Below are 10,469 nucleotides of genomic sequence, written 5' to 3' on the forward strand. Positions count from 1 at the left end.
ACCTGCCGGTGGACGGCCTGGATGACGTGCGCCACGCCGTGGCCGGATTCACCGCCGAGGCCATGAGCCGTCAATGTGCGGTACCCGCCGAGCAGATCCGCCAGTTGGCCCGGGACTTCGCCGCGGCCGATGCGGCGGTGTGCTATGGCCGCATGGGCGTATCGACCCAGGCGTTCGGCACGCTGTGCCATTGGCTGGTGCAGTTGATCAACCTGGTGACCGGTAATCTGGATCGAGTCGGCGGGGCCTTGTGCACCACGCCGGCAGTCGACCTGGTAGCTTCCACCTCCGGCGGGCATTTCAATCGCTGGCAAAGCCGGGTTTCCGGGCGACCGGAGTACGGGGGCGAGCTGCCGGTATCGGCACTGGCTGAAGAAATGCTCACTGAGGGTGAAGGGCAAATCCGCGCCCTGGTGACGGTGGCGGGCAATCCGGTGTTGTCCACGCCCAACGGCCGGCAACTGGAGCAGGCGCTTGATGGCCTGGAGTTCATGGTCAGCATCGACCTGTATATCAACGAGACCACGCGTTATGCCGACCTGATCCTGCCGTCCACCTCGGCCCTGGAAAACGATCACTACGACACCACCTTCAATATGTTCGCGGTGCGCAACGTCACCCGTTTCAATCGCGCCATCCTGCCGAAGCCCGAGGGTGCGTTGCATGATTGGGAAATCTTCGTCGGCCTGGCCCGGGCGTTTGCCGAGAAGACGGGTAATACACTCAAACCGACGATGCCGCCTGCGCAGATGATCGACTTCGGGCTGCGGGCCGGGCCTTATGGTGACAGGTTGTCCATTGCCGCTCTGGCCGATCACCCTCATGGCCTGGACCTCGGGCCGCTGAAACCCAACCTCGCAGGCCGCCTGAAAACCGCCAATGGCCATCTGCAGGCCGCACCATCGGTAATCCTTGCCGACCTGGCGCGCTTTGCCGCGCAGCCGGTGCCCGAGGTGAATGAGTTGCTGCTGATCGGCCGCCGGCATGTGCGCAGCAACAACTCCTGGATGCATAACTACCACCGGCTGGTGAAGGGCAAGCCTCGCCATCAACTGCTGATGCACCCGGATGACCTTGCCCATCGCCAGTTGACTGACGGGCAGCGTGTACGGGTCAGCTCGCGGATCGGCATGATCGAGGTGGAAGTGTTGGCCAGTCTCGACATGATGCCCGGTGTGGTCAGCCTGCCTCACGGTTGGGGCCACGGCCGCCCTGGCGTGCAGATGACCATCGCCAGCGGGCAGCCGGGGGCGAGCGCGAATGACCTGACGGATGAGCGGCAACTGGATGAGCTGTCGGGCAACGCAGCGTTGAACGGCGTGCCGGTGCAGGTGGCGGCGGCGTAAGGATTGTCTGTCGGGGAGTCCGAGCGTCACGCTGGGGTTTGCGTTACAATGCGCCACCGTGCCGACCCATGAGTCGGAAAGTTCCAGCCGAGGTGTTCCATGGATATCATCGAAACGATCAAAGAGCAGATTGCCAACAACACTATTCTGCTTTACATGAAGGGCGCCCCTAACGCTCCCCAGTGTGGCTTCTCCGCAAAGGCTTCCCAGGCAATCATGCAATGTGGCGAGAAGTTCGCCTACGTGGATATCCTGCAGAACCCGGAAATCCGCGCCAACCTGCCGAAGTACGCCAACTGGCCAACCTTCCCGCAGCTGTGGGTTGCCGGTGAGCTGGTCGGCGGTAGCGACATCATCACCGAAATGGCGGCTGATGGTTCGTTGCAGGCACTGATCAAAGACGCAGCGGCCAAAGCAGCTGCGAAGACCGAAGCCTGATTTGTTTTAGGCCGCGGCAATAAAAAGCCCCGCTTCTCGAAAGAGAGCGGGGCTTTTTAGTGGCCGNNCTGCGATTGCAGGTAATTCTCGATAGTCACTTTGTCGATCAGGCCGATTTGGGTTTCCAGCCAGTCGATGTGTTCTTCCTGGTCTTCAAGGATATCTTCCAGCAGTTCACGGCTGCCGAAGTCGCCCTTGGATTCGCAATGGGCAATGGCGGCCTTCAGGTCGGTGTGGCTCTTGCGCTCGAAGTTCAGGTCGCAGTTGATCATTTCCTGGGTGTGCTCGCCGATGTTCAGCTTGCCCAGGTCCTGCACGTTAGGCAGGCCTTCCAGGAACAGGATGCGTTTGATCAGCGCGTCAGCGTCCTTCATGGCCTTGATGGATTCTTTGTATTCACGCTTGCCCAGCTTTTCCAGGCCCCAATCGTCATACATGCGCGCATGCAGGAAGTACTGATTGATCGCGACCAGTTCATTGGCAAGGATTTTGTTGAGTTGCTGGATGACTGTGATGTCGCCTTTCATGATTGGGGTCCTGCCCTGTATTAGCTGTATATAAGGCGGAGTTTGAGCTGCGCATTTACTACTGTCAAACCTAAGTTATTGAATAATAAATGAAAATTAATCGGAATAAGAATGTTTGTGTTCCGCGTCTTGGCGCTAACTGTTTGAATTTCGGGCATAAAAAAACCGGACACTAAGTCCGGTTCTTTAAAACACGCTGATTAAGCGTGTGTAAATTCTGCTGAGTAGGGGATCGCAGCCTGGGCAGTTTGCAGCTGCGTCAGGGTTTCCCGTACCACTTGCTTGGCGAGGCAGGCGCATTTGCCGCATTGGCTGGCAACGCCGGTGGTTTCACGTACTTCCTTGTAGCTGCAGCAACCTTCGTAGATTGCTTCGCGGATTTGTCCGTCGGTGACGCCAGTGCAAAGGCAGACATACATAAGGGAGAACCATCGCGGTTTAAGGCTTAAGTGCGACGGATCTTAATGTTAACGAGAATGATTGTCAAAGTAGTTTCTCAAGCCTTGGTGTTTGCACGCGGCTTCACTGACGAACGGCTTTTTTCCGGTATGATGGTCGGTCTTCACGAAGCGTGATCACGTCACAGGCCTGTCGTTTAGCTGCGGCACACTGGGACGGATCCTTTTACTTCAGTCACTACCATCAGGAGATACCCAATGAGCGTACTCGTCGGCAAACAAGCCCCGGATTTCGACGTACCCGCCGTCCTCGGCAATGGCGAAATCGTAGACAGCTTCAAACTGTCTGAAGCCATCAAAGGCAAATACGGCCTGGTGTTCTTCTACCCGCTGGACTTCACCTTCGTCTGCCCATCGGAGCTGATCGCCCTGGATCACCGCATGGACGATTTCAAGGCGCGTAATGTTGAAGTGGTTGCCGTTTCCATCGACTCCCATTTCACCCACAACGCCTGGCGCAACACCGCCATCAATGATGGCGGCATCGGCAAAGTCAAATACACCATGGCTGCCGACATGAAGCACGAAATCGCCAAGGCCTACGACGTTGAGTCCGAAGGCGGCGTGGCATTCCGTGGCGCGTTCCTGATCGACGACAAGGGCGTTGTACGCTCGCAGATCATCAACGACCTGCCGCTGGGCCGTAACATGGAAGAGCTGATCCGTCTGGTCGACGCCCTGCAATTCCACGAAGAGCACGGCGAAGTTTGCCCTGCCAACTGGAAAAAAGGCGACAAGGGCATGAACGCTTCGCCAGAAGGCGTTGCGGCTTACCTGACCGAGAACGCTGGCAAGCTGTAAGCCACGTTCGAAGCAAAAAAAACCGGCCTGAGAAGGCCGGTTTTTTTATGTGCGGGATTTGGCTTCAGTCGCCGAAGTCTTCCCAGCCGCCCATCTGTTTCCAACGGTTGACGATGCCGCAGAACAGCTCGGCGGTCTTCTCGGTGTCGTAGCGGGCCGAGTGGGCCTCACGACCGTCGAAGTCGATACCGGCAGCCTGGCAGGCCTTCGCCAGCACGGTCTGGCCATAGGCCAAACCGGCCAGGGTCGCAGTGTCGAAGCTGGAGAACGGGTGAAACGGGTTGCGCTTCATGTCCAGGCGCGCCACGGCGGCATTGAGGAAGCCCAGGTCGAAGCTGCTGTTGTGGCCCACCAGGATCGCGCGTTTGCAGCCATTGGCCTTCAGGGCCTTGCGTACGCCACGGAAGATGTCGGTCAGCGCCGCTTCTTCACTGACGGCCATGCGCAGTGGGTGATCAAGCTTGATCCCGGTGAATTCCAGGGCCGCCGCTTCGATGTTGGCGCCTTCGAACGGCTCGACGCGGAAGAAGTGGGTGTGTTCCGGGAACACGAAACCCTGTTCATCCATGCCGATGGTCGTGGCGGCGATTTCCAGCAGCGCGTCAGTGGCGCAATTGAAGCCGCCGGTTTCTACGTCGATGACAACCGGCAGGTAGCCACGGAAACGCTCGGCCATCGGGTGACGGGAACCGCCACCACCGCCGCCGTGTTCCTGGTCGTCGTCGTAATGGTCTTCACTCACGGGTGTTCCTCCAGCAGGCGCCAGCGCAGTGTTTCACCGGCGCGCAGCGGGATAACGGTCAGCTCGCCAAACGGCAGGCTGGTGGGGGCGGTCCAGTCTTCACGGACCAGGGTAATGCGGTCGGTATTCGCCGGCAGGCCATAGAAACGCGGGCCGTTGAGGCTGGCGAACCCTTCAAGCTTGTCCAGGGCGTTGCGTTGTTCGAACGCTTCGGCATACAACTCGATCGCCGCATAGGCGGTGTAACACCCGGCACAACCACACGCGGCTTCCTTGGCGTGTTGGGCGTGAGGTGCAGAGTCGGTACCGAGGAAAAATTTCTCGCTGCCACTGGTGGCGGCATCGAGCAGCGCTACCTGGTGCGTGTTGCGCTTGAGAATCGGCAGGCAATAGAAGTGCGGCCGAATCCCGCCCACCAGCATGTGGTTGCGGTTGTACAGCAGGTGATGCGCGGTGATGGTCGCGCCGACGTTGGCCGAAGCCTCGGTGACGAACTGCACGGCATCGGCGGTGGTGATGTGCTCGAACACCACCTTGAGGGTCGGGAACAGCTCGACAACTCGGCGCATGTGCTCGTCGATGAAGATCTTTTCACGATCGAACACATCGACATCGCCACGGGTGACTTCACCGTGGATCAGCAACGGCATGCCCACTTCGGCCATGGCTTCGATGGCCGGCAGGATCTTGTCGATACTGGTGACGCCGGAATCGGAGTTGGTGGTCGCGCCGGCCGGGTACAGCTTGGCGGCGTGCACGAAACCACTGGCCTTGGCCTGGCGGATTTCTTCGGGCTGGGTGCGGTCGGTCAGGTACAGCACCATCAACGGTTCGAAGCGGCTGCCGGCCGGTCGTGCAGCGAGAATGCGCTGGCGATAGGCGTCGGCTTCCGCGGCGTTACGCACCGGAGGTACCAGGTTAGGCATGATGATGGCGCGGCCAAACGTGCGCGCTACATCGGCCACGGTTTGGGGCAACGCAGCACCATCGCGAAGATGAATATGCCAGTCGTCGGGACGCAGCAGGGTCAGGCGGTCGGACATTGGGGATTCCAGGCGGGTCAATCTGGTGGGAATGCTACCGGAAAAGACTCTTGCAGGCACTCGCTATCAAGTTTTGCAGGATGCGACCGATATCCCTGGGTATGCCTTAACGATGTATGACGCCTTGATGTGTTGTAGAAACCAGTGGAGCCTCCCGTGCGCCAGCATTATTTAGCCCTGCTCAGTGTGTTCGCCAGCCTGCCCGCGATGGCCCTCACGTTCCAGACTCGTCTGGAGAATATTGAGTGGAAAGTGGAGGGCGATAAATTCGAGTGCCGCTTGACCCAGCCGATCACCGATTTCGGCTCGGGCGAGTTCGTGCGCCGGGCCGGCGAGCAGGCGACGTTTCGCCTGAAAGCCTTTAACGGCTCGTTGGGTGCCGGTTCCGCAACCCTGTTGGCGGCGGCTGCGCCGTGGCAGCCAGGGCGTGGCGATATCAACCTGGGGGCGGTGCGTGTCGGCAGTGGCGATGTGCTGTTCAACAGCTCCCAGGCCCAGGCCGGGCGTTTGTTTACCGGCCTGCTCGAAGGGCGCAGCCCGACGGTGCGCCACTATAGCCGCGACGGCGGTTACTCCGAGATCCGCCTGCTGCCGGCGAAATTCAGCAAGGCCTACAACGACTATCAACTCTGCACCACCAAGCTGCTGCCGATGAATTTCGAGCAGGTCAAACAGACCGAGGTGGGCTTCCCGGGTGGCGGCATCGAACTGGACGCGGCGGCCAGGAAAAAGCTCTCGGTGATTCTCGAATTTATGAAAGCCGACCCGACGGTTAACCACGTCGAGTTGAATGGCCACTCCGACAACAGCGGCAATCGCCTGACCAATCGCGACGTTTCGCGGCGTCGTGCATTGGCGGTAATGGACTACTTCAAGGCCAATGGCATCCAGGAATCGCAGATTACCCTGCGCTTTCATGGCGAAAGCTATCCGCTGGCGCCGAACACCAACGCGGCCAACCGGGCGAAAAACCGCCGGGTGAATATTCAGCTCGAACGGGTGGCAGCCCCCGAGAAACCGGCGCCCCAGGCCAAGGCGCCAGGCAACGCTGCCGCCACCTCATAAGGTGCGGCGTTTCGTCGCCCGCTCGACATAATCTGTCGCTTTATCTTCATTTGCTGTCGCGCCTCTGTAATTTCACGGTTTTGGTCGGTAGAATCGACGCCTTTCCGTACAACCCCGTGGAGTGATGGCATGGCCGACGTAAACAAGGTCGTTCTCGCGTATTCCGGCGGCCTGGACACTTCGGTGATCCTCAAGTGGCTGCAGGATACTTATAACTGTGAAGTGGTGACCTTCACCGCTGACCTGGGTCAGGGCGAAGAGGTCGAACCTGCACGTGCCAAGGCGCAAGCCATGGGCGTGAAAGAGATCTACATTGACGACCTGCGCGAAGAGTTCGTCCGCGATTTCGTTTTCCCGATGTTTCGCGCCAACACTGTCTACGAAGGCGAGTACCTGCTGGGTACTTCCATCGCACGTCCGCTGATCGCCAAGCGCCTGATCGAAATCGCCAACGAAACCGGCGCCGACGCCATTTCCCATGGCGCCACCGGCAAGGGCAACGACCAGGTGCGTTTCGAACTGGGCGCCTACGCCTTGAAGCCAGGCGTAAAAGTGATTGCTCCGTGGCGTGAATGGGACCTGTTGTCCCGTGAAAAGCTGATGGACTACGCTGAAAAGCACGCGATCCCGATCGAGCGTCACGGCAAGAAGAAGTCCCCGTACTCGATGGACGCCAACTTGCTGCACATCTCCTATGAAGGCGGCGTGCTGGAAGACACCTGGACCGAGCACGAAGAAGACATGTGGAAATGGACCGTCTCCCCGGAGAACGCTCCTGACAAGGCCCAGTACCTGGAACTGACCTACCGCAACGGCGACATCGTCGCGCTGGACGGCGTCGAAATGACCCCGGCCACCGTACTGGCGACCCTGAACCGTATCGGTGGCGAACACGGTATCGGCCGCCTCGACATCGTCGAGAACCGTTACGTGGGCATGAAGTCCCGTGGTTGCTACGAAACCCCGGGCGGCACCATCATGCTGCGCGCTCACCGCGCCATTGAGTCCATCACCCTGGACCGTGAAGTGGCTCACCTCAAAGACGAGTTGATGCCCAAGTACGCCAGCCTGATCTACACCGGCTACTGGTGGAGCCCTGAGCGTCTGATGCTGCAACAGATGATCGACGCTTCCCAGGTCCACGTGAACGGCGTTGTGCGCCTGAAGCTGTACAAGGGCAATGTGATCGTGACCGGTCGCAAGTCCGATGAGTCGTTGTTCGACGCCAACATCGCCACTTTTGAAGAAGATGGCGGCGCCTACAACCAGGCAGACGCGGCAGGCTTCATCAAGCTGAACGCGTTGCGCATGCGCATTGCGGCCAACAAAGGTCGCAAGTTGTTCTGAGTGTTGTAAGTTGCAATGAAAAATGGCCCCTCAAGGGGCCATTTTTTTTTGGTTGAAAATACATCCGGAATCATCGGGCGCGCGCCTGTGTTTATTGTTCGCTTCGAAAAAGTTCAGGTACTCCAGGAGATGATCTGGAGTGTTTATATTTTTACGGGGGCAATGTTTATTAATTTCGCTCGATAAGTGATGCATTGTTGAAAGTGAGATTTTTTCTTGTAGGCAGGAACTATGTACTACAGAAAATTCACTCAGAAATGTACCGCGAATATGTCAGATGCTGACATGCCTGTAGGATTTATGGAGCGTTAGTAGTTATGTCGAATGGAACTTTTAAAAACCCGGTTTCCCTCCGGGTTCACAGGTCTTCTGACAGCGCACAAGGGGCATTTCCTGAAACTTGTGTACGGCGCGTTTACCCGGGCCCGCGTAATCCTGGGAATTTTCACTCAAAATATGTTTGTGCTCGGAAAGTTCTGAAAGCCCCAACAAAACTGGATAGCTCCGATCTGGCGTTTTTTTGTAGGTTAAATCCTATGTCTTTGTGGGTTAGGTCTCTGCTTGCTGTTGCTTGGGGGGGAGCGCTATGCCAAGCGAGAAACGACTAGGCTATTGTGCTTACTCTTAATAATTCGAACAGCGAAATTGGACTTGCCCATGAATAAAGTGCTGATCGTGGATGATCATCCCGTCATTCGTCTTGCTGTACGTATGCTAATGGAACGTCATAGTTATGAGGTCGTTGCCGAGACCGATAACGGTGTCGATGCCTTGCAACTTGCGCGCGAGCATATGCCGGACATTGTCATACTGGACATTGGAATTCCCAAACTCGATGGCCTGGAAGTTATATGCCGGCTGTCATCAACCAAACAGGCACATCCCTTCAAGGTGCTGGTGCTGACGTCCCAGGCGCCCGGGCATTTCTCGATGCGGTGCATGCAGGCGGGTGCTGCCGGCTACGTGTGCAAGCAACAGGATCTCACCGAGCTGTTGAGCGCGGTCAAGGCGGTGCTGTGCGGGTACAGCTACTTCCCCAACCAGGCGTTGAACTCGGTGCGCTCCACAATGGGTAACGCCAGCGAAGCGGACATGGTCGAGCGCCTGTCCGGCCGGGAGATGATGGTGTTGCAGCAGTTGGCCCGCGGCAAGACCAACAAGGAGATCGCCGATGGCATGTTCCTGAGCAACAAGACTGTGAGCACCTACAAGACCCGCTTGCTGCTCAAGCTCAACGCCCGCTCGCTGGTGGACTTGATCGAGCTGGCCCAGCGAAACGGCCTGGTGTAGGCCGGCCTCACATTTACATCCAGTCAGAAAAAAGCCTCCGCAAGGGAGGCTTCTGTTTATCGTTGGATCGATTAGAGATCGAAGTCGTAATCGGCCAACTGTTTTTGCAAGCGCCGCTCTTCCAGAAGGTTGTCGATGGTGCGGCGTTTGCTCAAATTGGTCTTGGCCACCTCTACCGGTGCTTCTGCTGCATCATCGTCGGATTCAGCGCCAACAACGTCGTCTTCTACATCCAGTTGTTCTTTGCCAGTGCTCATAAGGTTAACTCCAGGCTAAGACTGCCGTTGGCGCTCCTTATAACGATAATCTCGGGCCTGGTAAAAAAGATTTTTTCAATCGACCCATCGATAAAAGCAATGATGGCTCAATCGTCGGAAGTCTTTTCCTTGTATTCGCACAGGTCTTCGATGCGGCAGCTGCCACAGCGCGGCTTGCGGGCCTGGCAGACATAGCGTCCGTGAAGGATCAACCAGTGATGCGAGTCCAGCAGATACGGCTTGGGCACGAACTTCATCAGCTGTTTTTCCACCTCCACCACATTTTTTCCGCGGGCAATACCGGTTCGGTTGCTGACCCGAAAGATGTGCGTGTCCACCGCCATGGTCAATTGGCGAAATGCCGTATTGAGCACCACATTGGCGGTTTTTCGGCCAACACCCGGAAGGGCTTCCAGGGTTTCGCGCGTTTGCGGTACTTCGCTGCCGTGCAGTTCCACCAGCAGCCGGCATGTCTCGATGACATTCTTCGCCTTGCTGTTGTACAGGCCGATGGTCTTGATGTATTCGGACAAGCCCTCAACCCCCAGCGCGTAGATCGCCTCCGGGGTGTTCGCCACCGGATACAACTTGGCGGTGGCCTTGTTGACGCCGACGTCTGTGGACTGGGCCGAGAGAATCACGGCGATCAGCAACTCGAACGGCGAGGAGTAGGCCAGTTCGGTTTTCGGTTCCGGGTTGTCTTCGTGAAGCCGGCGGAAAATTTCCAGGCGTTTTGCGGCGTTCATGGGGCGAGCGGTTCCTTGCGGACAGTCAGTGTGGTTACGAAAAACGGGCCCAATAACCCAAGCAGGATAAACGCGGCGTGCACCGGCAGTACACGCTTCATCACGTGGGGCCGGTGCTCAAGGGGGTCAGGTGCGGGCATCAGCTACCACCAGTGCCGCAAGCGCCTGCTCTGCCGTTTCGAAGTGCTGTTGCAGAATGATCAACTGCGACTGCTGTTCAAAGGTCGGCGGGTGGCCGAAAGCTTTCAGGGATTTGTGCAATTGGGCGCGGCTCATGGCCAGGTTGATCTTGGCCTTCTTCAAGGCGGCGTCCATGGCCGCGGCTTTTTGTGCACGAACCCGCTCAATGGCCGCCTGGACCGGGTTGACCGTGGCCGCAGCTACCGGGGCGGCGCGCTTGGAGCGTGCC

12 protein-coding genes and 1 pseudogene are annotated in these 10,469 nt (G+C 58.0%); 6 read left to right on the forward strand and 7 right to left on the reverse strand.

Annotated features, from left to right (window positions below):
• A partial coding sequence (locus HX846_RS16630) for a molybdopterin oxidoreductase family protein (RefSeq protein ID WP_178965738.1) occupies window positions 1-1,346 on the forward strand: 1,346 nt, incomplete at its 5' end.
• A gap of 99 nt (window positions 1,347-1,445) precedes the next feature.
• Complete coding sequence (grxD, locus tag HX846_RS16635; protein ID WP_003208710.1) at window positions 1,446-1,784, forward strand: Grx4 family monothiol glutaredoxin; 339 nt, start codon at window positions 1,446-1,448, stop codon at window positions 1,782-1,784.
• A 56-nt stretch (window positions 1,785-1,840) separates the two neighbouring features.
• On the opposite strand, the gene bfr is transcribed toward grxD, so the two are convergent.
• Window positions 1,841-2,311 (reverse strand): bacterioferritin, encoded by a 471-nt coding sequence (bfr, locus tag HX846_RS16640; RefSeq protein WP_178965739.1) that lies wholly within the window; start codon window positions 2,309-2,311, stop codon window positions 1,841-1,843.
• Between the two features lie 200 nt (window positions 2,312-2,511).
• Entirely contained in the window at window positions 2,512-2,730 is a 219-nt protein-coding gene (locus HX846_RS16645) for a bacterioferritin-associated ferredoxin (protein ID WP_003208706.1), read from the reverse strand.
• Window positions 2,731-2,967: 237 nt separating this feature from the next.
• Here HX846_RS16645 and HX846_RS16650 point away from each other — a divergent pair, with 237 nt between their 5' ends.
• Window positions 2,968-3,570 (forward strand): peroxiredoxin, encoded by a 603-nt coding sequence (locus HX846_RS16650; RefSeq protein WP_034096135.1) that lies wholly within the window; start codon window positions 2,968-2,970, stop codon window positions 3,568-3,570.
• A gap of 64 nt (window positions 3,571-3,634) precedes the next feature.
• Here the strand turns inward: HX846_RS16650 and rnt are convergent, their stop codons facing one another.
• Window positions 3,635-4,312, reverse strand: a complete 678-nt coding sequence (gene rnt / locus HX846_RS16655; RefSeq protein ID WP_003208704.1) for a ribonuclease T — start codon at window positions 4,310-4,312, stop codon at window positions 3,635-3,637.
• Window positions 4,309-5,355 carry a dihydroorotase gene (pyrC, locus tag HX846_RS16660; RefSeq protein ID WP_003208703.1) on the reverse strand — a complete coding sequence of 349 codons (1,047 nt, stop codon included), beginning with the start codon at window positions 5,353-5,355 and terminating at the stop codon, window positions 4,309-4,311. The genes rnt and pyrC overlap by 4 nt, the downstream gene beginning before the upstream one ends.
• Before the next feature lie 156 nt (window positions 5,356-5,511).
• Between pyrC and HX846_RS16665 the strand changes: the two genes are divergently transcribed.
• From HX846_RS16665 to HX846_RS16675, 3 genes are all read left to right on the forward strand, one after another.
• The gene (locus HX846_RS16665) at window positions 5,512-6,420 is read left to right on the forward strand and encodes an OmpA family protein (protein ID WP_087695280.1); all 909 of its coding nucleotides are present in this window, start codon (window positions 5,512-5,514) and stop codon (window positions 6,418-6,420) included.
• Window positions 6,421-6,549: 129 nt separating this feature from the next.
• Window positions 6,550-7,767 carry an argininosuccinate synthase gene (locus HX846_RS16670; protein ID WP_003208700.1) on the forward strand — a complete coding sequence of 406 codons (1,218 nt, stop codon included), beginning with the start codon at window positions 6,550-6,552 and terminating at the stop codon, window positions 7,765-7,767.
• A gap of 657 nt (window positions 7,768-8,424) precedes the next feature.
• On the forward strand, window positions 8,425-9,057 hold the full coding sequence (locus HX846_RS16675; RefSeq protein WP_003208698.1) for a response regulator transcription factor: 633 nt from the start codon (window positions 8,425-8,427) through the stop codon (window positions 9,055-9,057).
• A gap of 71 nt (window positions 9,058-9,128) precedes the next feature.
• Here the strand turns inward: HX846_RS16675 and HX846_RS16680 are convergent, their stop codons facing one another.
• From HX846_RS16680 to HX846_RS16690, 3 genes and pseudogenes are all read right to left on the reverse strand, one after another.
• Window positions 9,129-9,314 (reverse strand): PA3496 family putative envelope integrity protein, encoded by a 186-nt coding sequence (locus tag HX846_RS16680; protein ID WP_003208696.1) that lies wholly within the window; start codon window positions 9,312-9,314, stop codon window positions 9,129-9,131.
• 107 nt (window positions 9,315-9,421) lie between these two features.
• Window positions 9,422-10,060 carry an endonuclease III gene (gene nth, locus HX846_RS16685; protein WP_178965740.1) on the reverse strand — a complete coding sequence of 213 codons (639 nt, stop codon included), beginning with the start codon at window positions 10,058-10,060 and terminating at the stop codon, window positions 9,422-9,424.
• A gap of 126 nt (window positions 10,061-10,186) precedes the next feature.
• Window positions 10,187-10,469, reverse strand: a pseudogene (locus tag HX846_RS16690) ((4Fe-4S)-binding protein); the annotation flags it as partial.

Origin of the sequence: Pseudomonas sp. K5002, from assembly GCF_013386655.1 — a bacterium.
GTDB lineage: Bacteria > Pseudomonadota > Gammaproteobacteria > Pseudomonadales > Pseudomonadaceae > Aquipseudomonas.

Bases quoted from the DNA above. Each gene is read 5' to 3' on its own strand.
- HX846_RS16645 (WP_003208706.1), bottom strand. From the start codon at position 2,730: ATGTATGTCTGCCTTTGCACTGGCGTCACCGACGGACAAATCCGCGAA.
- nth (WP_178965740.1), bottom strand. From the start codon at position 10,060: ATGAACGCCGCAAAACGCCTGGAAATTTTCCGCCGGCTTCACGAAGAC.
- HX846_RS16680 (WP_003208696.1), bottom strand. From the start codon at position 9,314: ATGAGCACTGGCAAAGAACAACTGGATGTAGAAGACGACGTTGTTGGC.
- HX846_RS16650 (WP_034096135.1), top strand. From the start codon at position 2,968: ATGAGCGTACTCGTCGGCAAACAAGCCCCGGATTTCGACGTACCCGCC.
- pyrC (WP_003208703.1), bottom strand. From the start codon at position 5,355: ATGTCCGACCGCCTGACCCTGCTGCGTCCCGACGACTGGCATATTCAT.
- HX846_RS16675 (WP_003208698.1), top strand. From the start codon at position 8,425: ATGAATAAAGTGCTGATCGTGGATGATCATCCCGTCATTCGTCTTGCT.
- grxD (WP_003208710.1), top strand. From the start codon at position 1,446: ATGGATATCATCGAAACGATCAAAGAGCAGATTGCCAACAACACTATT.
- HX846_RS16670 (WP_003208700.1), top strand. From the start codon at position 6,550: ATGGCCGACGTAAACAAGGTCGTTCTCGCGTATTCCGGCGGCCTGGAC.